General features: G+C 66.4%; 24 protein-coding genes. 19 read left to right on the top strand and 5 right to left on the bottom strand.

The window, feature by feature from the left end; genetic code table 11:
- Positions 1 to 18: 18 nt before the first annotated feature.
- The 8 genes from A9Z00_RS02410 (at position 19) to A9Z00_RS02375 (ending at position 7,750) form a co-directional block, all read left to right on the top strand.
- Positions 19 to 834: an Fpg/Nei family DNA glycosylase gene (locus A9Z00_RS02410; protein WP_296973952.1), complete on the top strand. Its 816-nt coding sequence runs from the start codon at positions 19 to 21 to the stop codon at positions 832 to 834.
- Between the two features lie 3 nt (positions 835 to 837).
- On the top strand, positions 838 to 1,677 hold the full coding sequence (locus A9Z00_RS02405) for a deoxyribonuclease IV (protein ID WP_296973950.1): 840 nt from the start codon (positions 838 to 840) through the stop codon (positions 1,675 to 1,677).
- Positions 1,674 to 2,012, top strand: coding sequence for a cyclic-phosphate processing receiver domain-containing protein (locus tag A9Z00_RS02400; protein ID WP_296973949.1), 339 nt, complete (start codon positions 1,674 to 1,676; stop codon positions 2,010 to 2,012). Before A9Z00_RS02405 ends, A9Z00_RS02400 begins: the two co-directional genes overlap by 4 nt.
- A 36-nt stretch (positions 2,013 to 2,048) precedes the next feature.
- Entirely contained in the window at positions 2,049 to 2,831 is a 783-nt protein-coding gene (locus A9Z00_RS02395; RefSeq protein WP_296973947.1) for an ABC transporter ATP-binding protein, read from the top strand.
- On the top strand, positions 2,828 to 3,850 hold the full coding sequence (locus tag A9Z00_RS02390; RefSeq protein ID WP_296973944.1) for a 23S rRNA (cytidine(2498)-2'-O)-methyltransferase RlmM: 1,023 nt from the start codon (positions 2,828 to 2,830) through the stop codon (positions 3,848 to 3,850). Before A9Z00_RS02395 ends, A9Z00_RS02390 begins: the two co-directional genes overlap by 4 nt.
- 88 nt (positions 3,851 to 3,938) lie before the next feature.
- On the top strand, positions 3,939 to 5,564 hold the full coding sequence (locus A9Z00_RS02385) for a serine/threonine-protein kinase (protein ID WP_296973942.1): 1,626 nt from the start codon (positions 3,939 to 3,941) through the stop codon (positions 5,562 to 5,564).
- 135 nt (positions 5,565 to 5,699) lie between these two features.
- On the top strand, positions 5,700 to 6,398 hold the full coding sequence (locus tag A9Z00_RS02380; RefSeq protein WP_296973939.1) for a response regulator transcription factor: 699 nt from the start codon (positions 5,700 to 5,702) through the stop codon (positions 6,396 to 6,398).
- Positions 6,395 to 7,750 (top strand): sensor histidine kinase, encoded by a 1,356-nt coding sequence (locus tag A9Z00_RS02375; protein WP_296973937.1) that lies wholly within the window; start codon positions 6,395 to 6,397, stop codon positions 7,748 to 7,750. The genes A9Z00_RS02380 and A9Z00_RS02375 overlap by 4 nt, the downstream gene beginning before the upstream one ends.
- 167 nt (positions 7,751 to 7,917) lie before the next feature.
- Here the strand turns inward: A9Z00_RS02375 and A9Z00_RS02370 are convergent, their stop codons facing one another.
- Positions 7,918 to 8,412, bottom strand: coding sequence for a C40 family peptidase (locus tag A9Z00_RS02370; RefSeq protein WP_296973935.1), 495 nt, complete (start codon positions 8,410 to 8,412; stop codon positions 7,918 to 7,920).
- Between the two features lie 177 nt (positions 8,413 to 8,589).
- On the opposite strand from A9Z00_RS02370, the gene A9Z00_RS02365 reads away from it, so the two are divergent.
- Together A9Z00_RS02365 and A9Z00_RS02360 are read left to right on the top strand one after the other, a co-directional pair.
- Positions 8,590 to 9,249, top strand: a complete 660-nt coding sequence (locus tag A9Z00_RS02365) for a GNAT family N-acetyltransferase (RefSeq protein ID WP_296973932.1) — start codon at positions 8,590 to 8,592, stop codon at positions 9,247 to 9,249.
- A gap of 79 nt (positions 9,250 to 9,328) precedes the next feature.
- On the top strand, positions 9,329 to 10,114 hold the full coding sequence (locus A9Z00_RS02360) for an MBL fold metallo-hydrolase (protein ID WP_296973931.1): 786 nt from the start codon (positions 9,329 to 9,331) through the stop codon (positions 10,112 to 10,114).
- A 148-nt stretch (positions 10,115 to 10,262) separates the two neighbouring features.
- Here the strand turns inward: A9Z00_RS02360 and A9Z00_RS02355 are convergent, their stop codons facing one another.
- Genes A9Z00_RS02355 through A9Z00_RS02345 form a run of 3 tightly spaced genes read right to left on the bottom strand, consistent with a single transcriptional unit; the run spans position 10,263 to position 12,917 of the window.
- Positions 10,263 to 11,744, bottom strand: a complete 1,482-nt coding sequence (locus tag A9Z00_RS02355; protein WP_296973930.1) for a PH domain-containing protein — start codon at positions 11,742 to 11,744, stop codon at positions 10,263 to 10,265.
- Positions 11,734 to 12,216 carry a PH domain-containing protein gene (locus A9Z00_RS02350; RefSeq protein WP_296973929.1) on the bottom strand — a complete coding sequence of 161 codons (483 nt, stop codon included), beginning with the start codon at positions 12,214 to 12,216 and terminating at the stop codon, positions 11,734 to 11,736. The genes A9Z00_RS02355 and A9Z00_RS02350 overlap by 11 nt, the downstream gene beginning before the upstream one ends.
- Before the next feature lie 50 nt (positions 12,217 to 12,266).
- The gene (locus tag A9Z00_RS02345) at positions 12,267 to 12,917 is read right to left on the bottom strand and encodes a thiamine diphosphokinase (protein ID WP_296973926.1); all 651 of its coding nucleotides are present in this window, start codon (positions 12,915 to 12,917) and stop codon (positions 12,267 to 12,269) included.
- Positions 12,918 to 13,144: 227 nt separating this feature from the next.
- Here A9Z00_RS02345 and A9Z00_RS02340 point away from each other — a divergent pair, with 227 nt between their 5' ends.
- On the top strand, positions 13,145 to 13,846 hold the full coding sequence (locus A9Z00_RS02340; protein ID WP_296973923.1) for a trimeric intracellular cation channel family protein: 702 nt from the start codon (positions 13,145 to 13,147) through the stop codon (positions 13,844 to 13,846).
- Positions 13,843 to 14,322 (top strand): low molecular weight protein-tyrosine-phosphatase, encoded by a 480-nt coding sequence (locus A9Z00_RS02335; protein ID WP_296973919.1) that lies wholly within the window; start codon positions 13,843 to 13,845, stop codon positions 14,320 to 14,322. Before A9Z00_RS02340 ends, A9Z00_RS02335 begins: the two co-directional genes overlap by 4 nt.
- 577 nt (positions 14,323 to 14,899) lie before the next feature.
- Here the strand turns inward: A9Z00_RS02335 and A9Z00_RS02330 are convergent.
- Entirely contained in the window at positions 14,900 to 15,634 is a 735-nt protein-coding gene (locus A9Z00_RS02330) for an alpha/beta hydrolase (protein ID WP_296973918.1), read from the bottom strand.
- 282 nt (positions 15,635 to 15,916) lie between these two features.
- Between A9Z00_RS02330 and pdhA the strand changes: the two genes are divergently transcribed.
- From pdhA to A9Z00_RS02295, 7 genes are all read left to right on the top strand, one after another.
- A complete protein-coding gene (gene pdhA, locus A9Z00_RS02325; RefSeq protein WP_296973917.1) occupies positions 15,917 to 16,984 on the top strand; it encodes a pyruvate dehydrogenase (acetyl-transferring) E1 component subunit alpha in 1,068 nt (355 codons plus the stop codon).
- A 20-nt stretch (positions 16,985 to 17,004) separates the two neighbouring features.
- Positions 17,005 to 17,982: an alpha-ketoacid dehydrogenase subunit beta gene (locus tag A9Z00_RS02320; RefSeq protein ID WP_296973915.1), complete on the top strand. Its 978-nt coding sequence runs from the start codon at positions 17,005 to 17,007 to the stop codon at positions 17,980 to 17,982.
- Between the two features lie 17 nt (positions 17,983 to 17,999).
- Complete coding sequence (locus A9Z00_RS02315) at positions 18,000 to 19,325, top strand: dihydrolipoamide acetyltransferase family protein (protein ID WP_296973914.1); 1,326 nt, start codon at positions 18,000 to 18,002, stop codon at positions 19,323 to 19,325.
- Positions 19,326 to 19,328: 3 nt separating this feature from the next.
- Positions 19,329 to 20,744 carry a dihydrolipoyl dehydrogenase gene (gene lpdA / locus A9Z00_RS02310; protein WP_296973912.1) on the top strand — a complete coding sequence of 472 codons (1,416 nt, stop codon included), beginning with the start codon at positions 19,329 to 19,331 and terminating at the stop codon, positions 20,742 to 20,744.
- Between the two features lie 170 nt (positions 20,745 to 20,914).
- Complete coding sequence (locus A9Z00_RS02305) at positions 20,915 to 21,877, top strand: thymidylate synthase (protein WP_296973911.1); 963 nt, start codon at positions 20,915 to 20,917, stop codon at positions 21,875 to 21,877.
- 47 nt (positions 21,878 to 21,924) lie between these two features.
- Positions 21,925 to 22,422: a dihydrofolate reductase gene (locus A9Z00_RS02300; protein ID WP_296973910.1), complete on the top strand. Its 498-nt coding sequence runs from the start codon at positions 21,925 to 21,927 to the stop codon at positions 22,420 to 22,422.
- 240 nt (positions 22,423 to 22,662) lie between these two features.
- Positions 22,663 to 24,150: a glutamate synthase subunit beta gene (locus A9Z00_RS02295; RefSeq protein ID WP_296974712.1), complete on the top strand. Its 1,488-nt coding sequence runs from the start codon at positions 22,663 to 22,665 to the stop codon at positions 24,148 to 24,150.
- Positions 24,151 to 24,305: the final 155 nt, after the last annotated feature.

The following is a 24,305-nucleotide window of genomic DNA, read 5'->3' as shown; positions in this document are numbered from 1 at the left end:
CACGAAAGAGGAATGGACATGCCGGAATGGCCGGAAATGGAACATGTTCGCAGACTGCTCATGGAGCGGATCGGCGGGCGCCGGATCATCGGCGTCGAGATCGCGCGCCCGCAGGCGGTCAACGCCGATCCGGACGCGTTCGAGCGCGGAACGGTCGGTGCGGTCGTCTGGTACGTCGAGCGCCGGGGCAAGCATCTCCTCTTCCATCTCGACAACGGCAAGCGGCTGCTGCTCCATCTCGCTGCGGGCGGCTCGCTGTTCGTCGGCGCCGATGACGAGAAGCCGGAACGGCCGGCGCAAATCACGATCCGCTTTTCCGAAGGAAATCTGTATTTTCTCGGGCTCCGGTTCGGCTATCTGCATCTCCTGTCGGTTCGGGAGGCGAACGAGCGGCTTCAGGAGCTCGGCCCCGACCCGATGGATCGCCGTCTGGACGCCAAGGCGTTCGCGGCGCGGTTCGCGGGCAAGCGCGGCATGCTGAAGCCCGCGCTCACCGACCAGACCGCCGTTGCGGGGATCGGCAACTGCTACGCCGACGAGATGCTCCACAAGGCGGGCATCCGGCCGGACGTGCCGGTTCCGCTGGTCGACGCGGAAGGCTGGCGCCGGCTGCACGGCGCGATGCGGTCGGTGCTGGAGGAAGCCGCGGCGAACGGCGGATGCATGGGTACGCCGCTCTACCGGGGCGACACGCAGACGGGACGGGCCGCGGCGCTCCTTCAGGTGTACGACCGCGAAGGCGAGCCGTGCCCGAAATGCGGCGGCGTCATCGTGAAGACCGAGCTGTCCGGACGGAAGACGTTCTTCTGCCCGGCGTGCCAGACCGGGGCCTGAGCGATGCGCGTCGGCTGCCACGTCAGCATCCGCGGCGGATATCTGGCCGCCGCCGTCCGGGCGGCCGGGCTCGGATGCGCCGCGTTCCAGTATTTCCCGAAGAATCCCCGTTCCCTGGACGTGAAGGCGTTCGATCGCGCGGACGCCCGCCGCTGCGCCGCATATTGCCGCGAGCACGGCATCGTCTCGGTCGCGCACGCGCCATATCCGGCCAACCTGGCGGCGGAACGTCCGGAGGCGCGCGGGCGTGTGATCGCGTCGCTCCTGAACGACCTCGAGATCGCCGAGGCCTGCGGCTCGATCGGCGTCGTCGTCCATTTCGGCACCTACAACGGCGCGGATCCGCTCGCCGGCTACCGGCTCGTCATCGGGGCGCTGGACGCGGTGCTGGCTTGCTGGGACGGCAGCGCGAAGCTGCTCATCGAGAACCAGGCCGGCGACCGGGCGCCGATGGGGACGACGCCCGAAGAGCTCGTCCGGATCCGGGCCTTGTGCTCCCGTCCGGAACGCGTCGGCTTCTGCCTCGACACCTGCCATCTGTTCGCGAGCGGCGAATGGGACGGCCGGAACGCGGCGGATTGGATCCGGCGCGCAAGGGAGCTCGGTTTTTTCGACCATCTGGCCGCCGTCCACGCGAACGATTCCGCGTACGCAAGCGGGCTCCGCAGGGACCGCCACGCGCCGCTCGGAACGGGCAGAATCGGGGCGGACGGCTTCCGCCGGCTGCTGGGCGCGCCCGAATTCCGGCGCCTGCCGGCCATCATCGAGACGCCGGAGACCGGCGATCTGCCGCACGCGCGGCAGATGCGGCTGCTCCGCGAATGGTTGGGTGAAGATGAATGATTCACGTCTATCTGGACGACCACCGGACCTGCCCGCCGGGGTTCGTGGCCGCGCGATCGGCGGAGGAGTGCATCCTGCTCCTCGAAGCGGAAGAGGTGGACATCCTGTCCCTCGACTACGATCTCGGCTGGGGCAGGCCGACCGGACTGGAAGTGGCGCGGTACATCGCGGAGAGCGGACGGTATCCGCGCCGGATCTACATGCATTCCTCAAGCCCGTCGGGCCGCATGCGGATGTACGAGATGTTGCGGTCGGCGCTGCCGCCGGACGTCCATCTGTCGCACACGCCGATGCCGGACGACGTGGCGGCCGAAGCGGCCGGCGGGCGGGCGTAGCGCCGGTTCTCAAGGCAACGGGAAGGAGCAGGTTTCATGATCAAGATGCAGCAGGTCACCTGGCGGCGCGAGAACCGCGACATCCTGAAGGGCGTGGATCTCGACATCCGTCCGGGCGAGCATTGGGTCATCCTCGGCCGCAACGGCAGCGGCAAGACGACCATTCTCGAAATGATCAACGGCTACCTGTTCCCGACTTCGGGAACGGTCGAAGTGCTCGGTCACCGCTACGGCCGGGTCGACGTGCGGGAGGTGCGGAAACGGATCGGCTATATCAGCCAGTCGCTCGTCGACAAAATGAGCCTCTCGGACCCCGTGTGGGAAGTCGTCGCGACGGGGGAATACGCGTTCCTGCGGTTCTATCAGACGATCGATCCGGCCGTCGTCCGCAAGGCGCACGACATGCTGGAACGGCTCCGCATCGCGCATCTCGGAAATCAGCCGTTCGGGACGCTGTCGCAGGGCGAGCGCAAGAAGGTGCTGCTCGCCCGGGCGCTGATGGCCGAACCCGAGCTGCTCATCATGGACGAACCCTGCGCGGGGCTCGACCTGTACGAGCGGGAGAGGCTGCTGGCCGACCTGAACCGGCTCGGCGGCATGGCGAAGACGGTGCTCTACGTGACGCACCACATCGAGGAGGTCATCCCGCTGTTCACCCACGCGGCGATCGTGCACGACGGGCGGATCGCGGCCGCGGGGCCGAAGCGCGAGGTGCTGACCGGCGAGGCGCTGAGCCGCGCTTACGAGCTTCCGGTCGAGGTTGAATGGGCGTACGACAGACCGTGGATCCGGACGCGGGGAGCCGGGGACCGGACATGACGCGCTTCGTCTGCACGTCGAACCACGGGTTCGCGCCGTACGCGGTCGAAGAGCTGCGCCGGCTGATCCCGGGCGCCTCGTTCCGGATGATCGAACCGGGCGCGGTGTTCGAGCTGACGGCGGACGGCGGACGGGACGAGGTGCTGGCGCGCATCCGGCGGGACGAGCCGATCTTCCTCCGCCACATCCAGCCCGTCGATCTCGCGCTGCCGATCGCGGGCGGTCCGGAGGATCTCGGGGCGCTCGCCGGCTTCGTCCGCGGACGGTCCGGCCGGTTCGCGGGCAGGCGGACCGCGGTGCACATCCGGCGAAGGGAAGGGACGCCGTTTCCGTACGCGGTCTCGGAGGCGAAGGCGGCCCTCGACGACGCGCTGCGGGAGATCGGCGCCGAACCCGCCATGCAGTCGGCGGATGTCATCCTGTCGATCTACGCATCCGGATCGGAGCTGCTGGTCGGCGCCGGCACCGCGGAGGAGATGCTGTCCGACTGGCCGGGCGGCGCGATCCGGTTCCGCCGCGAGGACGGCCAGATTTCGCGGGCGAAGTTCAAGCTGCTCGAGGCCGAACGCACGTTCAACCTGCGGCTGGACAAGCACGAGCGGGCGCTCGACATCGGCGCCGCGCCGGGAGGCTGGACGTCGCTCCTTCTCGAGCGCGGCCTCCGCGTGACCGCGGTCGATCCGGCCGATCTCCATCCGTCGCTGGCGGGGCATCCCCGCGTCACCTGGCTGAAGCGGAACGCGGGCGACGTCTCCTTTCCCCCGGGCGCATTCGATCTGCTCGTCTGCGACATGAACTGGGAGCCCGCGACGATGGCGAAGACGGTGCTGCACCACGCGCCCTCGCTTCAGGCCGGAGCGGAGGCGATCGTAACGGTGAAGCTGCTGCACCGGAAGCCGCTGCAGACGATCCGGAACATCACGGAGATGCTCGGACGCGCGTTCCATACCCGCCGGGCGAAACAGCTGTTTCACAACCGGGACGAAATTACGCTATACTTGATTCACAAGGGAGAATAACCGCCATCGGAGAGTCGGGAAAGCATCCCGTTTCAGCCGTATCTGGAAGCGGCCGGACGGGATGCTTTCGCTTTCGGGGGGAATCGCCATGATATCGGATTCGTACCGGGAACGGCCGGGCGGCCGCTTGCCGTCACCCGGCGAGATCGTTGCCGGCCGGTACGCGATCATCCGCGAAGCCGGCAGAGGCGGCATGAGCGTCGTCTACGAGGCGGCCGACCTGAAGCTCGGCGGCAAGCACCGGGCGGTGAAGGCGCTGAAACCCGGAACGCGATTCGCGCGCGACGCCGGCGCCGCGGAACTTGAGGTGCTGCAGCGGATCGACCATCCGCGGCTGCCGCAGGTGATCGACGTCATTCCGCCGGCGGACGGCGGGCCGCTCATGATCGTGACCGACTTCGTGTCCGGCGAACCGCTGACGGCCCTGTTCGCGCGCGAAGGACGGCGGATGGACCCGCGGCGGGCGGCGGCCGTCGCCGCCGGCGTATGCGAGGCGCTCGCCTATCTGCACGGTCTCCGTCCGCCGGTCGTCCACCTCGACGTGAAGCCGTCGAACGTCATGCTCGATCCGGCGGCCGGCGTCCGGCTGATCGACTTCGGCATCGCCCGGCTGCTCGGCGCCGGAAGCGGAGCCGGACCGCGCCTCGGCACGCCCGGCTTCGCGGCGCCGGAGCAGGCCGCGGGCGCCCCGTGCGGCCCTGCTGCCGACGTGTACGCGGCCGGCGCGCTGCTCTACTGGCTGCTGAGCGGCGGACACGCGCCGAAGCCGGACGAGCGAGCATTCCGGCGGCTGGAGGCCGATGTGCCGGATTCGGTGCTCGATCTCATGGCCCGGATGCTCAGCCGCGACCCGGCCTTGCGGCCGCCCGCCTGGCAGGCCGCGGCCCTGCTCGCGCAGGCGGCCGGCGGGGATGCGGCGCACATCGCGGCGGTCGGCCGGATGAGGCCGCGGCCCCGGATCGTCGCCGTCGCGTCGTTCTCGCGCGGCGCCGGCGCGACGATGCTGTCCGCGCTGCTGGCCCCTGTGCTCGCGCGCCGCCGTCCGACGGCGCTTGTGGAACTTACGGGCGGCGAGCCGGAACTGCTCGCGCTGCTGGCCGGCGGGGACGCGGCCGTCGCGCCCGCCGGCCGGCCTTCCCTTCCGCCGGTCAGCCGGCGCCATATCGCCTGGCAGTCGGGCTCCCGGCTGCAGGTGCACGCGCTTCATCCCGACCAGGGGGCGCCGGCGGACGGGACCGGCTTTGCCGGTTCGCCGGAGGCAGGCGCCGGCTCGCCGCTGGATCCGGAGCGGTTTGCGTTCCCGGAAGACGACGGCGCGGAGCCGCCGATCGTCATCGCCGACCTGTCGTCCGGCTGGATCCGGGGGGAAGGCCGCGCGGCGGCCGCAGCCTGCGACATGCTGCTCATGGTCGCCGATCCGTCCGTCTGGCGCTGGACGCAGGAGCGCCGGGCCGCATGGCGCGAGCTGGCTCGGCGCAGGGAATCCGCCGGCCGCCCGACGCTCTGGATCGCGAACCAGGACGCGCGCTTTCCGCAGCGCTCCGCCTGGATCCGGCTGATGCCGCAGTCGCCCGCCGCCTTCGTGCCGCAGCTCGGACCGGGCGAATGGCCCGCCGCCGCATGGTCGGGAAATCCCGCCGACGGGCGCCCGGGCCCGGTGGCCGCGGCGCTGCGCAGCCTCGAACCGGTCGCCGCGCGCATCCTGGACGGATAGGCAGGCCCGGAAACCGTATGCTACAATAGAAAGCGGGTTTTTTCGACCCGAGGCCTGTCCGCTCACGCGGATGCCGAGCCGGCAAGCGGCGCACCGCATGGGATGGCGAAAGCGGAATCCGGAAGGAGGATTCACGTGAACGAACGTTTGCTGGTCATCGAAGACGAGACTTCGATCGCCCGCATCTTGCAGCTCGAGCTGGAGCATGAAGGCTACACCGTCGGCCGCGCGGAAGACGGGCGCAAGGGGCTCGAAATGGCGCTGTCGGGCGAATGGGACCTCGTGCTCCTCGACGTCATGCTGCCCGGCCTGAACGGCATCGAAGTGCTGCGGCGCATCCGCAGCAGCGGCAGCCAGATTCCGGTCGTGCTGCTCACCGCCCGCGACACCGTGCCGGACAAGGTGAGCGGATTCGAGACCGGAGCCAACGACTACGTCACGAAACCGTTCGCGATGGAAGAGCTGCTCGCGCGCATCCGCAATCTGCTGCGCATTTTCCAGCAGAAGAAGGCGGAGGGCGAGAAGGGCGACGTGCTCAAGGTGGCCGACCTGACGATCGAGCTCAAGACGCGCAAGGTGTACCGCAAGGAAATCGCGGTGGAGCTGACGCCGCGCGAGTTCGATCTGCTCGTCTACCTGGCCGAGCACAAGAACGAGGAGAAGACCCGGGAGCAAATCCTGTCCGACGTGTGGGGCTATGACTTCGTCGGCGAGACGAACCTCGTCGACGTCTACATCCGATATTTGCGGCAGAAGATCGACCGCGGATTCCGGACGAAGCTGATCCACACGATCCGCGGAGTCGGTTACATGCTGAAGGAACCGGAAGCATGACACTGCGCAAGCGATTTACGCTGTTCACGATCTTCTGGTTCATCTTCATCCTCATTCTGTTCAACATTTTCGTCTACTTCTTCGTCATCCGCATCTCGACGAACAGCGAAGAGCAGCTCATCGCGAACAAGGTGAACCTGATCGTCGAGCATATCCGTTCCGACCCGGAGCGTCCGCTGAAGGATCCGGAACTGCTCGTCGATTTCTACAACGTCAACGAACTGATCCGGATCATCGACCGGGACGGCAACATCGTCAACCAGGTCGGCACGGACGAGGATCTGCTCGAGCGCGAATCGACGTTCTCCGCGACGCACCAATCCGGCCTGACCTCGATCCGCGGCATGCGCGTCCTCTACATGAAGGTGCCGCTGTTCAGGGAATACGAGCTCGTCGGGACGCTGGAGGTGCTGCGCAAACTGACCGCGCTCGACCGCTACCTCCAGGTGCTCGTCGGCGCGCTGACCGTGACGAGCATCGGCGCGGTGCTGTTCGCGATCTTCGGCACGTACTGGTTCACGCTCCGGCTGACGGCGCCGATCCAGACGATGGTGCAGACGATGCGCGAGATCGAACGGAGCGGCAAGCTCCAGCCGATCGAGCTGAAGGACCGGGAGGAGTCCGCCGAACTGCAGCAGCTCATCCGCGCGTTCAACCAGATGATCGAACGGCTGGACAGGAGGATGGAAGGGCAGCGCCAGTTCGTCGCGGACGCTTCGCACGAGCTGAAGACGCCGCTGACCGTCATCCGCAGCTACGCGGACATGCTGAAACGGTGGGGCAGGGAAGATTCGGCGATCCGCGACGAGGCGATCGAGGCGATCGCCAAGGAGTCGGAGCGGATGCAGAACCTGATCAAGTCGATGCTCACGCTCACCGAGGCCGAACAGGAACTGTGGATGAAGGAGGACACGTTCGACCTCGTCCAGCTGATCGACGAGATCGCCTCCATGCTGCAGAAGACGTTCAACCGGATTATCCGCGTGCATGCGTACGACGAATCCGGCATTCCGATGAAGGGCGACCGGGACAAGATCAGCCAGCTCATGGTCATCCTCATCGACAACGCGATCAAATACAGCAAGGACGCGATCGACATCACCGTCAGCCAGTCGCGGCACATGATCCGGGTGCTCGTCTCGGACAAGGGCATCGGCATCCCCGAGGACGAAATCCCGAACCTGTTCGACCGGTTTTACCGCGTCGACGGCGCGCGGCAGCGCGAGACGGGCGGCTTCGGGCTGGGGCTTGCGATCGCGAAGCGCATCGTCGACCTGCACGAAGGGACGATCGACATCTTCAGCAAGGTCGGCGTCGGCACGACGGTCGCGCTGCAATTTCCGAAGAAGTGACGTTCGGACCGCAAGCCGCCCTGCGAACGGCGCAGGACCGGCAAGCCTCCGGTTGTACCGGCCTGCGGACCGTCCGTGCGCCGTTCGGGCATGACGAAAGGCGGCCGAAACGGAAAGCGGACCGGCAGCTTGCCGGTCCGCATGTCCGAAGGGGCGTGATAGCGCTGTCAAGCGCCGAGACGGCGCGCCGTGACGTAGTTCTGCTTCCAGTAGGTCGCGTTGATGCTGGAGAACTTCACGCCGCCTTCACCGTACGTATGGATCATTTTGCCGTTTCCGGCGTAGATGGCGACGTGCCCGATTCCGCTGCCCCGGCTCGGAACACGGAAGAAGACGAGGTCCCCCTTCTTGAGGCTTGATTTGGGCACGTATTTTCCGACCTTGGCCTGCTGGGCGGCCGTGCGGGGCAGATTGTAGCCGAATTTGGCGAACACGTGCTTCGTGAAGGACGAGCAATCGAAGTACTTCGTCGTGCTCGTGCTTGCGCCGAATTTGTACGGCGCGCCGAGGTAGTTGTCGGCATAGTCCAGCAGCTTGTCCGCGGTGGAAGCGGACAACGCGGAGGCCTGTCCGGCGCCGCCGAACCCGAGCGCCGTGAAGCCGATCGCCGCGCCGAGCGCGATCCCCCACAACCGTTTCATTGCGCCAAAAGGAAGTCTCATCGTCAGCAGTTCCTCCCGCAATCCGGTAGTTTTGGCCATTGCGTGTACTACTACAATAGCAGACCCGGCGTTTCCTAAAAGATTCCTCGGTGCTCCGAAACGCACGGACGGCGCGGGCCGGGGCGATTTTATGAAAAAACGGTTAAAAAATTCTCATGCGGGTGAGGAGGAAACCGCGTGCGCAAGGAAGTGTACGTCTACCTGAACGGCAAACCCGCGAAGGTGACGATCCGGCGTTACGGTGAACGAGACTTCGACGCCCTGATCGACATCCAGCGGCTGAGCTTCCCGCCTCCGTTTCCGGAGGAACTGTGGTGGAACCGGGAACAGCTCCGGGAACATGTCACGCGGTTTCCGGAAGGCGCGCTGTGCGCGGAAGTGGACGGCAGGCTCGTCGGCTCGATGACGGGGCTGATCGTCCGCGACGAGCAGCTGGAGGGGGCGCACACCTGGGAGGCGGCGACGGACGGAGGGTACATCCGCAACCACGATCCGTCGGGCGAGACGCTGTACGTCGTCGACATCTGCGTCATCCCCGAATACCGGAAGGCCGGCATCGGCAAATGGCTCATGTCGACGATGTACGAGACGGTCGTCCATCTCGGCAAGCGGCGGCTGCTCGGCGGCGGCCGGATGCCCGGCTACCGCAGGGTGAAGGACCGGATGACGGCCGAGGAATATCTCGCCCGCGTCGTCGCAGGCGAACTGCACGATCCGGTGATCGGCTTCCTGCTGCGCTGCGGCCGGATGCCGGTGGGCGTGGCGGCGGACTACCTCGAGGACGAAGAATCGTGCAACTACGCGGCGCTGATGGAATGGCGCAACCCGTTCCGGTAAGGCGCGGCGGAATGGCGCGCGGACCGGGGTCGGCCCGTCGCCCGGATCCTCCGGGATGAACAGGAAAGGAAGGAATGGCATGACGGCGACGCTTCGATTTCTCGGCACGGGCGACGCGATGGGCGTGCCGCGCGTTTACTGCGACTGCCCCGTCTGCGCGGAAGCGCGCGCGAGCGGCGTGAACCGGCGGTTCCGCTCCTCGGTGCTGATCGACGAACCGGAAACCGGCCTCGTCCTGATCGACTGCGGCCCGGATTGGGGCCGGATGATGGAGACGGCCGGCCTGCGCTTCGCGGAGCGGATGCTGCTCACGCACGCGCATTACGACCATATCGGAGGGCTTCCCGAATGGGCGGACGCCTGCCGTTGGCAGAACAGGAGGGGGATCGTCTGGGCGCCGCGGGCGACGATAGCCGAGGTGGCGGACCGTTTCCCTTGGCTGGTCCGTTCGGCCGAGTTTCTCCCGGCGGACGACGGCTTCCGCCTCGGCGGTTGGAACGTGCGCGTCTGGCGCGTCAACCACGGATACAACGGCCACGCCCACGCCTACCGGTTCGACCATGCGGCGACCGGCTGGTCCTGGGCGTACTGCCCGGATGCGATCGGGCTGAGCGCGGAGGAGAAGGCGCCGCTGGCGGGACTCGATCTGCTCGTGCTCGGCACGAGCTTCTACCACGAGACGATCCCGTACGAACGCCGCTCGGTCCACGACGTGGTCGAGGCGCTGGAGCTCAACCGCGAGCTCAGGCCCGGACGGATGATTTTCACGCACCTGTCGCACGACATCGATCTCACGCGCCGATATGACTTGCCGGACAACGTCCGCTTCGCGGTGACCGGACTTGCGGTCCCGCTGGGCGGATAAAACCGAGGGGACCGTTAGGCGGTCCCCTCGATTGTTTGCGAAGCCGGATTGTCCTTTTCCGTACGCTCGCCCGGATCCGCCGGCATTCCGGAACCGACGATCCGGAGGCGGCTCACGGCATCCGGGCTCTGCTTGCGGATTCACGGCCTTATGGCCGCGGATGCGGCCGGCGCAGCCGGAACATCATTTCCTCCGCCGTCCGCCGCGGGATGTGCCGGATCTTCCACGCGGCCGCGAAGGCGCTGGAAGCGGTGACGAGCTGCAGCGTGGCGAGCCCCCGGCGCGCCTGGAGCGGCGAGACCTTCAGCCGGAACCACTGGATGCGCCGGCGCGGGATGACGGCCAGTTGCAGGCTGAACCCGCCGAAGCGGACGACGATCTGGTCGTCCCTCAGATGCCAGCCGGCCTGCCGATGGCGCAGCACGCCGTACAGCAGGGCGGCCGCAGGGAGCGCCAGGGCGGTCCAGCCGTATCCGCCCGGAATCCAGATCCATCCCGGAACGGCGAGGGCGACGGAGACGGCCAAAGGAAGCGCGACATGGCCCGTCAACGCTTCCCGGCCCGGCCGTTCGAAGCGGTCCGGCCAGACGGCTTCCGGCGTGAACGATTCGAGCAGCCCGGGAAGGTCGCGCATCGGGATGAGCGGGCAGAGCAGCGAATGGATCTGCCCGTCGTTCCGGATCGAGGCGAAGGTGACCAGGCTGACGCTGGCGCAGCCGAACAGGCGGCGAAGCAGGTTCTGGTGCACGTGGATCGCCTGGATCCGCTCGATCGCGACGGAGAACTGTTTTCGTTCGAGCAGACCGCGGCGGATCAGGAGTTTCCCGCCGTGCCGTTCGATGGTGAAGCCGTATTCCTTCACCGTGATGACCGCCGTGCCGAGCAGCCAGATGAGGACGAAGGCCGCCACCGCGAGCTTCGCCCAATCCGCCGCGCTCGACGGCAGCAGGGCTTCCGGCGCGACCGAATCGAACAGGCCGAGATTCCCGAGCCAATCCTCCACCTGCGAATACAGGGCCATGATGATGACCAGGGAGAGGAAGATGCGCCCGGAAGTCGCGCTGTACAGCAAAATCCGCCCGGTCGGCACCCGGTACACGACGTCGCCGACGCCGGGCGGAGCGGCCGATGCGGGCGCGTCCGGTCGGATCTCCGGCGAACCGCCCGGCGCCGCTGCGGCCGGGACGTCCTTCACCAGGGCGGCGCGGATCCGTTCGGCTTCGGCGGCGGATACCGCGCTCATCACGACCTCGGGCTTGCGGCTGCCGGCCGTTTCGATGACCAGCTTCTGGACGCCGAAGAGCCGCTGCACGATCCCGGCCGACGTGTCCACCGACTGGACGCGGTCCCGCGGGATCGTCAGCCGCTTGCGGATGATCAGCCCGTGTTCGACGTGCATCACGTTCGCGGCCAGCCGGTAGACGTAGCGGAACCAGGCGAGCGTGCCCAGGACGATGACAGCCGCGGTGAAGACGGCCACGCCGCCCCAGAACAACAGCGGATGGACGTCGTCGCGGAGCGCGGTCGACAGCGCGAAGGCGATGAACGGATAGATCATGTCCTTGACGATCTTCACGATGAAGAACAGGATCGATATCGGATGCTGCCGTCTCGGTTCATCAAAGTTCATCATCGGTAATCCTCGCCAACCTCGCAATCCGGGCCTGGACTTCTTCGGCCCGCTTCGCGTCGAGCGCCGGAATTTCGTGATTGCCGGCCGCGGTGGAAAACGTGACGGTGAGAAGGCCGAACCGGCGCAGGAGGGGACCCTGCTTCGTGTCGACGTGCTGGATTTTGACCATCGGGATGAGCGTCCGTTTGCGCACGAGAATGCCGTGCATCAGATCGATTTCGTCGTCGCGGATCGCGTAGCGGAAACGCGCCATCCGGACCCTCGGCACGACGTCGATCTCCAGCCATGAGGCAACGACGGCGATGACGGCGAGCAGAACGACGATCCACGCGGGCCAATCGAAGCGGATCGTCAGCCCCAGCACGACGGCGACGACGACCGCCCAGACCGCCGCGCCGATCCACCCGGCCGTCCGCCAGACGCGGAGGGCGGCGGCGTCGAGCTTCTCTTCGGGCACGGGATATTGCAATTCCGATTTGCCTCCTTCCGGATGAACGGCTTCGGGGGTTCGGTGCCGGGTCAATCCCGGCTGAACATGACGAGCAGCATGCCGTCCCCGACCGTCACGGCGCCTTCGGAAGCCTCCAGCACGTTGCTGATGCCGAGCGATTGCCCGATCTCGAGGCGCGCGTTCGTGAGCGGGTAGCGAAAGCCTTCCAGCGTGATGCCCGTGACGACCGGCGTCAGCGGCAAGAGCGACACGGTCGGGCGGTCCGTGCGACGGAACGTCAGGCGGTCGCCTCCCGCGGCGAGGCGGATTTCGTTGCGGCCGTCCAGGACCGCCGCCCGGACGCCGCGCCGCCGGGCGGCCGCGAGCAGATGGACGTTCGCGAGCGAATGATCGAAGCGCGTGCCGAGGGCGCCGGCGATCACGATCTCGTCCGGTTCGAACTCCAGCGCGCGGCGGAACGCGAGCTCCGTGTCGGTGTAATCCTTGTCCACCGGATCGACGATTTCCGTCCGGCGGCTTGCGCGGCGAATGAGTTCGAGTTCCTCCGGCGATACCGAATCGAAGTCGCCGATCGCCAGATCGGGCTCAAGGCCCAGTTCGATCAGGCGCAGCGCGCCGCTGTCCGCGCCGATCAGCACATCGCCCGGTCGGACGAGCCTGGCCGGATCGTCCCCGAGATAGCCGCCCGAGAAAATGACAACCCGTCGCGTGTCGGTCATGAGTGCCTCCCCCCGTGACTCGAGCGTCCCCCATCCAGTATAAACGGGCGCGGCCCGGCAGGCCATACCCGGCGGAGGCGGCGGAAGCTTTTCTCCGCAAATGCCGTAGCGTCATGCGGGCATCTGTTGCGCAGGGCGGCGCGCCGACTATAATAGGGGGGGATGTGAATCGACAAGTCGCGCGGTTCGCCGGCGTCCGGCGGGCGCGGCCGGAGGAATCCGGAACCATGGAATGGCAACTCTTCGATGTCCTCAGCATGATCGGCACCGTCGCATTCGCGGTGAGCGGCGCGGTCGTCGCGATGGAGGAGGAGTACGACGTGCTCGGCGTGTTCGTGCTCGGCCTCGTGACCGCCTTCGGCGGCGGCGTCATCCGCAACGTGCTGATCGGCGTGCCGGTGACGACGCTCTGGAGCCAGAAGCCGCTGCTCATGGCGGCCTTCCTCGCGTGCCTCGTCGTCTTCGTGATGCCCGTCGCGTGGCTGCGCCACTGGCGGCGCAGCGAGACGTTCTTCGACGCGATCGGACTGTCGGCGTTCGCCGTGCAGGGAGCGCTGTACGCAACCGGACAGAACCATCCGTTGCCGGCCGTCGTCGTCGCGGCGATGCTGACCGGCATCGGCGGCGGCATGATCCGCGACCTGCTTGCGGGCCGCAAACCGCTCGTGCTGCGCGAGGAAATCTACGCCGTCTGGGCGATGGTCGCCGGGCTCGTGATCGGTCTCGGCTGGGCCGATTCCACCGGCGAATATCTGATGCTGTTCACCACGATCGTCGCGTGCCGCATGCTGTCCGCGCATTTCAAATGGCGCCTGCCCCGCCGTTCGCTGCGCTACGCCTTCGCGGAATCCGTCCATGCAGCGCGGCCCGATCCGGACGGAACCGGGAAAGGGAAGCAAACCGATTGGGAAGGGGACCCACCGTCATGATACGCATATTGTTCGTTTGCCTGGGCAACATCTGCCGCTCGCCGATGGCCGAAGCGGTCATGCGCCACCTGATCGAGCGGGAGGGGCTCGGGGACCGCGTCTCCGTCGATTCGGCCGGCACCGGGAGCTGGCACATCGGCGAGCCGCCGCATGCCGGAACGCGCCGGGCGCTCGCCCGCCGGGGAATCTCCTGGGAAGGCATCCGGGCGCGGCGCATTTCGGCGGACGACCTCGACGCCTTCGACTACATCATCTGCATGGACACGGACAATCGTCGGGACGTGGAACGGATCGGACGCGGCCGCGCCCGCGTCATGACGTTCATGGAACTCGTGCGGGACGCGCGCTCGCCGGACGTTCCCGACCCGTACTATTCGGGCAACTTCGAGGAAGTCTACGAGCTCGTGGAGAAGGGATGCGAGGAGCTGCTCCGCCGCATCCGCGAAGAACTGCAGGAAGCTCCGGCAGCCCCCTGAGGCGACCGGAGCTTTTTTTCGTTCCACCGTTCTTTCCGATCCGGCGAACCGGACGGGGAATGAAAGGCGGTGATCGGACACAATAAAAACGATAACCGTTTTGACGGTTGTCATCGGCATTGCGTTCTTGTCGGGCTGCGGACATCAACAGACGATGGAAGGGCCTTCACGGCCGCACGGGGGCCGTTGGAAGGAATCCCGGAGCCGAACGCGGAGGACAATGATTCCGTCATCATCACGGGAACGTTGAAATATACAGGGAATCGGGACATCCGGATCCATTTTGGGTGACCGCCCATTTCCGTTGCGGTTGGATCAAGGGGAAGCGATCCGGTCCCTGCGGTTGACGGCATCGGATTGACGACGGAGTTGTAGGCGAACATCCCGGTCGATGAACCCGTACGGTTCCGGGCCACGCGGGGAAATCCCGTGGTTTCCGTGCCGGCAAGCTTCAAATGTGACGGGGATGCCCATTCCATACCGATGGAGTTCGGGGATTGCAATCCCGATCCGCATGACGGCGCAAGAAACTCCGGCAGCGCCCCGAGGCGCCCGGAGTTTCTCCGTTCCGATCCGGCTATTCCATCCCGGCGAACCAGCGGAGACCGCCGGGCACGTCCTGCTGCCAGTATCCCCACAAATGCTCGCCTTCCCGTTCGAGATATTCGACGAGGGCTCCCCGTTCCTCCAGCAGCCGCCTCGCCTCCCGGTTCATCGCGACAAAGTCGAACACGCCCCGGTCCGTCCGGAACGCCGTCTCCCCGAGACCCACCGTCATGTAGACGTTCAAATGCGACAGATCGCCGGCCGCGGCGATGGCCGCCCGCGATGACGGATCGAACGCGCCGGACAGCGACATCACGTTGACGAATTGCCGCGGACGGGCGAGCGCCAGCTGCAGCGAGACGGCGCCGCCGAGCGAACAGCCCGCGAGCAGGATCGATTCGGGATCCGTCCGGACCGGATAGCGCGCGGCGACGTACGGCACGAGCTCTTCGGCGAAAAAGGCGACGTAACGTGCGTTGCGATCGCCATCCGGCGCGTACTCCCGCGTCCGGACGGATTTGTCGACGTCCACGCCGACGATGACGAGCGGTTCGATTTCGCCTTCTGCGGCCAGTTGAGCCGCGATCGTCGCGATCCGGCCGAAGTTGAAGAAATCCTCGCCGTCCTGGCAATAGACGACCGGGTATTCCCGGAGCTCGCTGAAGCCGGGCGGCAAAACGACGCGGATGTTCCGCGATCCGTCCGGCAGCAGGCGGCTCGGGACGGTTTCTTTTTTGACGATTCGCTTCGGATGCGCTTCGGCCACGATGCAACGCCTCCCTGAATCCGGCGGGCTGAATGGTACGGACGGGCAATGGGGCAACGTAAGGAAAGCGCGGTCCGTCACGGCTTCAGGTCCGGATTGTATCAAACTGAATTAGTATTTTCTGATTGCTGTTTTATAAACAAAACCGTTTGAAAAACGAAATAAATGTTGAATAATCGAGGTTTTTCGTCATATTTATTTTGACCGGAATAAAGTAACAGTATTATAATGATTCTATAACAGAATCCCGGCGGATTCAATTTGACGAGGTGAGCCCAGATCATGAGCAGAAGGCCGTACGAAGTGTATTCGGAGCCGGTTACGCCGCTGTCCATCCTGTCGCCCGAGGGCGAGGTCCTTCAGCCGGAACTGGTGCCGGACTTGACCGACGACCAACTGCGCGAGCTCATGTACCGCATGGTGTTCACGCGGACCTGGGACGAGCGCGCGGTCAATCTCGGCCGCCAGGGACGGCTCGGATTCTACGCGCCGGTGTCCGGCCAGGAAGCGTCGATGATCGGCAGCGAGTACGCACTGAACCGCGACGACTTCATCTGCCCGGGTTACCGCGACATGCCGCAGATCGTCTGGCACGGCCTGCCGCTGTACCAGGCGTTCCTGTATTCCCGCGGCCACCAGCACGGCGGGCAGATTCCGGAGGACGTGCACGTGCTCATGCCGCAGATCATCATCGGCGCGCAGGTGCTGCACGCCGTCGGCGTCGCGATGGCGTTCAGGAAACGCGGCGAGAAGCGCGTCGCCGTCGCTTATACGGGCGACGGCGGCTCGTCGGAAGGCGATTTCTACGAGGCGCTGAACTTCGCCGGCGTATTTAAGCTGCCCGTGCTGTTCATCGTGCAGAACAACCGGTACGCGATCACGACGCCCTACGAGAAGCAGACGGCGGCGCTGTCGATCGCGCACAAGGCGATCGCGGCCGGCATCCGCGGCGTCCAGGTCGACGGCATGGACGTGCTCGCGGTCTACCGGGCCGTGCGCGAGGCGGCGGAGCGTGCCCGGAACGGAGAAGGCGCGACGCTGCTCGAGCTCCTGACCTACCGCTATCGTCCGCACTCGATGGCCGACGACGCGACGAAGTACCGGACGAAGGACGAGGAGAACGAATGGGCCGCGAAGGACCCGCTCATCCGTTTCGGCCGGTATCTCGAACGGAAGGGGCTCTGGTCCGAGGAAGAGACCGCGCGCGTCCGGGAAGAGGCGAAGCAGCAAGTGAACGAGCACATCAAGAAGGCGGAGTCGGTCGAGAAAATGACGGTCGCCGGCCTCATCGATTCGATGTTCGAGACGACGCCGAAGCAGCTCGAAGAACAAAAAGCCGATTTCGAGTGACACGGGGAGGAACCAGCGACATGGCGCAGATGAACATGAAGGAAGCGATCCGCGACGCCATCCGCACGGAGATGCGGCGCGATCCGAACGTGCTGGTGTTCGGCGAGGACGTCGGCAAGGTCGGCGGCGTGTTCCGCGCGACCGAAGGGCTGCAGGCCGAGTTCGGCGAAGATCGCGTGTTCGATACGCCGCTCGCCGAATCGGCGATCGCGGGGCTGGCGGTCGGCCTCGGCATCCAGGGGTTCCGGCCGATCGCGGAAATCCAGTTTGTCGGGTTCATCTTCGAGGCGATGGACCAGATGTTCGTGCAGGCGGCGCGGATGCGCTACCGTTCCGGCGGCCGCTACCATGCGCCGATCGTCTTCCGCACGCCGTTCGGCGGCGGCGTCCGGGCGGCGGAACTGCACACCGACTCGCTCGAAGGCCTCGCGCTGCAGACGCCGGGCATCAAGGTCGTCATCCCCTCCAACCCCTACGACGCGAAAGGCCTGCTGATCTCGGCGATCCGCGACAACGACCCGGTGTTCTTCATGGAGCACCTCAATCTGTATCACGCGTTCCGCCAGGAGGTGCCGGAGGGCGAGTATACGATCGAGCTCGGCAAGGCGAACGTCGTCCGCGAGGGCAAGGACGTGACGATCATCGCCTACGGCCTGATGGTGCATACCGCGCTCAAGGCGGCAGACGAGCTCGCGAAGGAGGGCGTGTCGTGCGAAATCATCGACCTGCGCACGCTCATGCCGCTCGATGCGGACACGATCGTCGCGTCGATCCGGAAGACGAACCGCGCGATCGTCGTCCAGGAAGCGCAGCGATCGGCCGGCGCGGCCGCCGAGATCATCGCGCGGATCAACGAGCTCGCGATCCTGCACCTGGAAGCGCCCGTGCTCCGCGTGGCGGGACCGGACACCGTCTATCCGTTCGCGCAGATTGAAGACATCTGGCTGCCGACGCCGGCGCGGATCATCAAGGCGGTCCGCGCGGTGCTGGAGTTCTGATCGGGGGGACGAGACCTGTGGCTAGATTCGAATACCGGTTCCCGGAGCTGGGCGAAGGGCTGCACGAGGGCGAGATCCTCAAGCTCCACATCAAGCCCGGCGACAAAGTCACCGATGATGACATCCTCATGGAAGTGCAGAACGACAAGGCGATCGTCGAGGTGCCGTGCCCGGTGAACGGCACCGTACTCGAGGTGCTCGTGAAGGACGGGCAGGTCTGCCATGTCGGCCAGCTCGTCGCCGTCATCGAGGCCGAGGGCGACGTGCCGGAGCAGTCGCCGGCGGCCGCAGGCGGAGCGGACGCGTCGCACGCGCCGGCGCCGGAAGCTTCGGCGGCAACACCGGGGCCGAACGCGCCGACCGCGCCCGCCGCTCCGGCGGCTCCGGAGGCGCCCGCGGCGGAAGCGGCGCCGGCGGAGCCAGGCAAGCCGGCCGGCCTCGTGCTCGCGACGCCGTCCGTGCGCAAGTACGCGCGCGAGAAGGGCGTCGACCTGACGAAGGTCGCCGGCACGGGCAAGAACGGCCGCATCACGCGCGAGGACGTCGACCGCGCCGCGGCGGGGGCCGGCGCTCCGGCGGCTGCGGAGGCGGGCCGGGTGCAGCCCGAAGCGGCGGCGCCCGCGGCCGCTCCGGGGGAAGCGGGCCTTGAGGAGCGCGTGCCGCTCAAGGGCATCCGCAAGGCGATCGCGAACGCGATGGTGAAGTCGGTCTACACCGCGCCGCACGTGACGCTGATGGACGAGATCGACGTGACGAAGCTCGTCGCGCTGCGCGGGAAGGCGAAACCGCTCGCCGAGCAGAAGGGCGTGAAGCTCACGTACCTGCCGTTCATCGTGAAGGCGGCCGTCGCCGCGCTGCGCGAATATCCGATCCTGAATGCTTCGCTGGACGAGGAGACGCAGGAGATCGTCTACAAGCGGTACTACCACATCGGCATTGCGACGGACACGGAGAACGGCCTGATCGTGCCGGTCGTCCGGGACGCCGACCGGAAGAGCGTCTGGATGATCGCGCGCGAGATCCGCGATTTGGCGGAGCGCGGCCGCGAAGGCAAGCTCGCGCCGCACGAGCTGCGCGGCAGCACGTTCACGATCACGAACATCGGTTCGGCGGGCGGCATGTTCTTCACGCCGGTCATCAATTATCCGGAAGTCGCGATCCTCGGCACGGGCCGGATCACGGAGAAACCGGTCGTCCGGGACGGACAGATCGTCGCCGCGCCGGTGCTCGCGCTTTCGCTCAGCTTCGATCACCGGATGATCGACGGCGCGACGGCGCAGCAATTCCTGAACTACATCAAGCAGCTTCTCGGCGATCCGGAACTGCTCGTCATGGAGGTGTGACCGATGGTCGTGGGCGACGCATCCATCGATATCGACGTGCTCGTCATCGGCGCCGGGCCCGGCGGCTACGCGGCCGCCATCCGCGCCTCGCAGCTCGGCTTCTCCGTGCTGTGCGTCGACCGGCAGTACGTCGGCGGCGTCTGTCTGAACGTCGGCTGCATTCCGTCGAAGGCGCTGATCGCGGCCGCGCACCGGTATGAAGCGGTCAAGCACGCCTCGAAGTTCGGCATCATCGCCTCCGAGCCGACGGTCGACTGGGCGAAGGTGCAGGAGCACAAGAACGCCGTCGTGGCGAAGATGTCCGGCGGCGTCGGCGCGCTGCTCAAAGCCAACAAGGTGCAGTTTTTCCAGGGCGAGGCGATGTTCATCAACGAACACGAGGCGCGCGTGTTCAACGATCAGGAGATGCTTCGTTACCGGTTCAACCATTGCATCATCGCGACCGGCTCCCGTCCGATCGAGCTGAAGGCGTTCCCGTTCGGCGGCCGCATCCTGTCGTCGACCGAGGCGCTGTCCCTTGAGGAGCTTCCGAAGAGCCTGGTCGTCATCGGCGGCGGCTACATCGGCATCGAGCTCGGCCAGATGTACGCGAAGTTCGGCACGAAGGTGACGGTCATCGAAGGCGCGGACACGATCCTGCCCGGCTTCGATCCCGAGCTGTCGCGCCTCGTGGCGAAGAAGCTCGCGGCGGCGAACGTCGACGTCTACACCGGGGCGCTGGCGCAGTCGGCCGAACAGACCGACCGGGATGTGACGGTGACCTTCACGGCGGGCGGCGAGGAGAGACGGGTGACGGCCGACTACCTGCTCGTCACGGTCGGACGCCGGCCGAACACCGACGGCGAGCTCGGCCTCGACCTGATCGGCGTGAAGCTGACGGAACGCGGCCTCGTCGAAGTCGACGATCAGTGCCGCACCAGCATTCCGCACATCTACGCGATCGGCGACATCGTGCCGGGACCCGCGCTTGCGCACAAGGCGACCTACGAGGCGAAGGTCGCGGCCGAGGCGATCGCGGGGCTCAAGAGCAAGGTGGACTACCGCTGCATCCCGGCGGTCTGCTTCTCCGATCCGGAATGCGCAAGCGTCGGCCTGACCGAGGCCGAAGCGCAGGCGCAGGGGTACAAGACGAAAGTCGGCCGCTTCTCCTACGGCGCGAACGGGCGGGCAGTCTCGCTCGGCGACACGGAAGGCTTCGTGAAGCTCGTCGCCGACGCGGAGACGGGCCTCCTGCTCGGCGCGCAGATCGCGGGCCATGAAGCGTCAAACCTGATCGCCGAGATGGGCCTCGCGATCGAGATGGGCGCGACGCTGGAGGACGTCGCGCTCACGATCCACGCGCATCCGACGCTCGGCGAGATGGCGATGGAGGCGGCCGAGGTGGCGCTCGGCCATCCGATCCACGCGATCGTGCGCTGAAGGACGGGACATCCGCGGCATCAAGGAGGGACGAACGACGGTCGTCCCTCTTTTTTTTTCATTTTTGAAAGAGAAGGCGGAGAGAGGCGGTCGCTTCGCGGCATGTTCACCCGCCCCGTCCGAAACATGATACAATGGAAGTGACGACCGATGAAGTCGGAGGGCGAACGATGAGCAAAAGCGAACAGGCGTATCTGGATCTGCTCCGGCACGTGCTGGAGAACGGCGTGCGCAAGGACGACCGGACGGGGACGGGCACGCTGTCCGTGTTCGGCGCCCAGATGCGTTTCGACCTGAACGAGGGATTTCCGCTGCTGACGACGAAGCGGGTGGCGTTCCGGCTGGTGGTGAACGAGCTGCTCTGGTTCATCCGCGGCGACACGAACATCCGCTATCTGCTGCAGCACAACAACAACATCTGGAACGAGTGGGCGTTCAAGCGATGGGTCGAGAGCCCGGAGTACGACGGCCCGGACATGACGAATTTCGGGCTGCGCGCGCAGCGGGACCCGGAATTCGCGAAGCTGTACGAGGAACAGGAAGCGATCTTCAAGCGGCGCATCCTCGAGGATGACGCGTTCGCCGCGAAATACGGCGATCTCGGGAACGTGTACGGGAAGCAGTGGCGGCGGTGGCAGACGTCGCGGGGCGAGACGATCGACCAGCTTCGGAACGTCATCGAGGAGATCAAGCGCAATCCCGATTCGCGCCGGCTCATCGTGACGGCCTGGTCGCCGGAGGACGCGGTGCCGGAGCGCGCGGCGCTTCCGCCGTGCCACGTGCTGTTCCAGTTCTGGGTGGGGGAAGGCCGGCTGTCTTGCCAGCTTTACCAGCGCAGCGGCGACCTGTTCCTCGGCGTGCCGTTCAACATCGCGAGCTACGCGCTTCTGACGCACATGATCGCGAAGGAATGCGGGCTCGGGGTGGGCGAGTTCATCCATACGATCGGCGACGCGCACATCTATCTGAACCACATCGAGCAGGTGAAGACGCAGCTTTCCCGCGAGATGCGGCCGCTGCCGAGGCTCCGGCTCAATCCGGACGTGAAATCGGTCTTCGATTACGAGATGGACGACATCGCCGTGGAAGGCTATGATCCGCATCCCGCGATCAAGGCGCCGGTCGCCGTGTAGGTTGCGGAGGGTGCGTGATTGCACGGATTTCGGCACAGGAGGCGGACATGACGATCACGCTGATCGCCGCGATGGCGCGCAACCGCGTCATCGGACGGAACAACGGGCTGCCGTGGAGGCTGCCGGACGACATGAAGTTTTTCATGCGGTCGACGGTCGGCCGCACCGTGCTGATGGGCCGCCGGACGTTCGAGTCGCTGCCGGGCGGTCCGCTGAAGAACCGCCGGAACGTCGTGCTGACGCGCCGGACCGATTACCGGCCGGACGGCTGCGAGGTCGTCCATTCAGTCGAGGAGGCACTGGAGCGCTACGGCGGCGACGAGCTCATGGTGGCGGGCGGGGCGGAAGTATACCGGCTCTTTCTCCCGCATGCCGACCGGATGCTGCTGACGGAAGTGGAGGCGGAAGTCGAGGGCGACGCCTATTTCCCGAAATGGGATCCCGAAGAATGGATGCTGGTCGCGAGCGAGCGCCATCCGGCGGATGAACGCCACGCCTGGCCGTTCGCGTTCAACACCTACGTCCGCCGTCGGAACCGCGGTTGAAGCCGCGCCTTTCGCGCGTTCGGCCGGATCGGCACCCGGCTGTTCCCCGGACCCGGACGATCGGCATTCGGCTGCTCCCCGGACTTCGTCATGAAGTGCAAATCGTTGTACGGATCGTCCATTATGATCGGCGCCGCGGGATGGTACGATTAGGATCATCGACATACGGCGCATAACGCGGACATGCCGCATTCGGCCGGATCCGGCCGAAGGCGGGTCCGAGGGGAAAGGGGAATGCCGATGTCCACGCCGACCGGATTCATGGAATACAAACGCCAAATTCCCCGGGATCGCGATCCGCTCGAACGGGTGCGCGACTGGCAGGAATTTCATCTGCGGATGGAGGAGGAGCAGCTCCGGATCCAGGGGGCGCGCTGCATGGACTGCGGCACGCCGTACTGCCACACCGGCATCGAGCTCGGCGGCGGGGTGTCCGGCTGCCCGCTCCACAACCTCATCCCGGAGTGGAACCACCTCGTCTACCGCGGGTTGTGGCGCGAGGCGCTCGACCGGCTGCACAAGACGAACAATTTTCCCGAATTTACGGGCAGGGTGTGCCCGGCGCCGTGCGAAGGCTCCTGCACGGTCGGGCTGATCGGCGAGCCGGTCGCGATCAAGACGATCGAACAGGCGATCGCCGACCGCGGATTCGAGGAAGGCTGGATCGTGCCGCAGCCGCCGAAAAAGCGGACGGGCAAGCGCGTCGCGGTCGTCGGCTCGGGTCCGGCCGGACTCGCCGCGGCGGCGCAGCTGAACAAGGCCGGCCATTGGGTGACGGTGTTCGAGCGGGCCGACCGGATCGGCGGGCTGCTCACCTACGGCATCCCGACGATGAAGCTCGACAAGTCGATCGTCGAGCGGCGCGTCAACCTGCTCCGGGAGGAAGGCGTCGAATTCGTCACGAACACGGAGATCGGGCGCGACATCCCGGCGAGGAAGCTCGTCGAGGAATACGACGCGGTCGTCCTCTGCTGCGGCGCGACGAAGGCGCGCGACCTTGACATCGAGGGCCGTCACCTGAAGGGCATCCACATGGCGATGGATTTCCTGAACGCGACGATCAAGAGCTATCTGGACAGCGGCCTCCGGGACGGCAAGTACATCGACGCGAAGGACAAGAACGTCATCGTCATCGGCGGCGGCGACACCGGTTCGGACTGCGTCGCGACGGCGCTGCGCCACGGCTGCCGCTCGGTCACGCAGTTCGGCACCCGGGCGATGGCTCCGCCCGCGCGCGATCCGGTCCGGAATCCCTGGCCGCAGTTCCCGAACGTCTACACGCTCGATTACGCCCACGAGGAAGCAAAGGCGCTGTTCGGCAAGGATCCGCGGGTGTTCGCGGTGCTGACGAAGAAATTCGTCGGCGACGGGAACGGCCGTGTAAAGGAACTGCACACGGTGGGCATCGAGCGGATCGTCGACGAGACGGGGCGCAAAATCTACAAGGAGATACCCGGCACCGAGCGGGTGTGGAAGGCCGATCTCGTGCTGATCGCGGTCGGCTTCGAAGGACCGGAGCGGACGCTGATCGAGGAGCTCGGGCTGGAGACGGACCGCCGTTCGAACGTGAAGGCGGAATACGGCAAATACCGCACGAACGTCGAGAAGGTGTTCGCCGCCGGCGACATGCGCCGCGGCGCCAGCCTCGTCGTATGGGCGATCAACGAGGGCCGCGAGTGCGCGCGCGAGGTGGACCGCTATCTGATGGGCTCGACGATGCTGCCGTAAGGACGGCCGTCGATCGAACGGTCCGGTTCCGGGCAAATGCGGGCGCAGTCAATCGGGTGCAAGTCGCCGGTCGGGATCCGGAAATCCCGGCCGGCCGTTTTTTTTGCCCGCAGCCGTCTCGCATTCTCCTGATCCGCCGCAGGCAGAAATATGGT

The sequence above is a fragment of the Thermobacillus sp. ZCTH02-B1 genome (assembly GCF_002159085.1).
In the GTDB taxonomy this organism is placed as follows: Bacteria; Bacillota; Bacilli; order Paenibacillales; family Paenibacillaceae; genus Thermobacillus.
The sequence above is the reverse complement of the archived record's forward strand: the minus strand, read 5'-3'. Positions and strand labels throughout refer to the sequence as shown.

Coding starts and splice junctions, on each gene's coding strand:
- A9Z00_RS02385 (WP_296973942.1), top strand. CDS start 3,939: ATGATATCGGATTCGTACCGGGAACGGCCGGGCGGCCGCTTGCCGTCA.
- A9Z00_RS02390 (WP_296973944.1), top strand. CDS start 2,828: ATGACGCGCTTCGTCTGCACGTCGAACCACGGGTTCGCGCCGTACGCG.
- A9Z00_RS02305 (WP_296973911.1), top strand. CDS start 20,915: ATGAGCAAAAGCGAACAGGCGTATCTGGATCTGCTCCGGCACGTGCTG.
- A9Z00_RS02300 (WP_296973910.1), top strand. CDS start 21,925: ATGACGATCACGCTGATCGCCGCGATGGCGCGCAACCGCGTCATCGGA.
- lpdA (WP_296973912.1), top strand. CDS start 19,329: ATGGTCGTGGGCGACGCATCCATCGATATCGACGTGCTCGTCATCGGC.
- A9Z00_RS02400 (WP_296973949.1), top strand. CDS start 1,674: ATGATTCACGTCTATCTGGACGACCACCGGACCTGCCCGCCGGGGTTC.
- A9Z00_RS02320 (WP_296973915.1), top strand. CDS start 17,005: ATGGCGCAGATGAACATGAAGGAAGCGATCCGCGACGCCATCCGCACG.
- A9Z00_RS02375 (WP_296973937.1), top strand. CDS start 6,395: ATGACACTGCGCAAGCGATTTACGCTGTTCACGATCTTCTGGTTCATC.
- A9Z00_RS02405 (WP_296973950.1), top strand. CDS start 838: ATGCGCGTCGGCTGCCACGTCAGCATCCGCGGCGGATATCTGGCCGCC.
- A9Z00_RS02360 (WP_296973931.1), top strand. CDS start 9,329: ATGACGGCGACGCTTCGATTTCTCGGCACGGGCGACGCGATGGGCGTG.
- A9Z00_RS02340 (WP_296973923.1), top strand. CDS start 13,145: ATGGAATGGCAACTCTTCGATGTCCTCAGCATGATCGGCACCGTCGCA.
- A9Z00_RS02370 (WP_296973935.1), bottom strand. CDS start 8,412: ATGAGACTTCCTTTTGGCGCAATGAAACGGTTGTGGGGGATCGCGCTC.
- A9Z00_RS02410 (WP_296973952.1), top strand. CDS start 19: ATGCCGGAATGGCCGGAAATGGAACATGTTCGCAGACTGCTCATGGAG.
- A9Z00_RS02395 (WP_296973947.1), top strand. CDS start 2,049: ATGATCAAGATGCAGCAGGTCACCTGGCGGCGCGAGAACCGCGACATC.
- A9Z00_RS02295 (WP_296974712.1), top strand. CDS start 22,663: ATGTCCACGCCGACCGGATTCATGGAATACAAACGCCAAATTCCCCGG.
- pdhA (WP_296973917.1), top strand. CDS start 15,917: ATGAGCAGAAGGCCGTACGAAGTGTATTCGGAGCCGGTTACGCCGCTG.
- A9Z00_RS02335 (WP_296973919.1), top strand. CDS start 13,843: ATGATACGCATATTGTTCGTTTGCCTGGGCAACATCTGCCGCTCGCCG.
- A9Z00_RS02355 (WP_296973930.1), bottom strand. CDS start 11,744: ATGAACTTTGATGAACCGAGACGGCAGCATCCGATATCGATCCTGTTC.
- A9Z00_RS02345 (WP_296973926.1), bottom strand. CDS start 12,917: ATGACCGACACGCGACGGGTTGTCATTTTCTCGGGCGGCTATCTCGGG.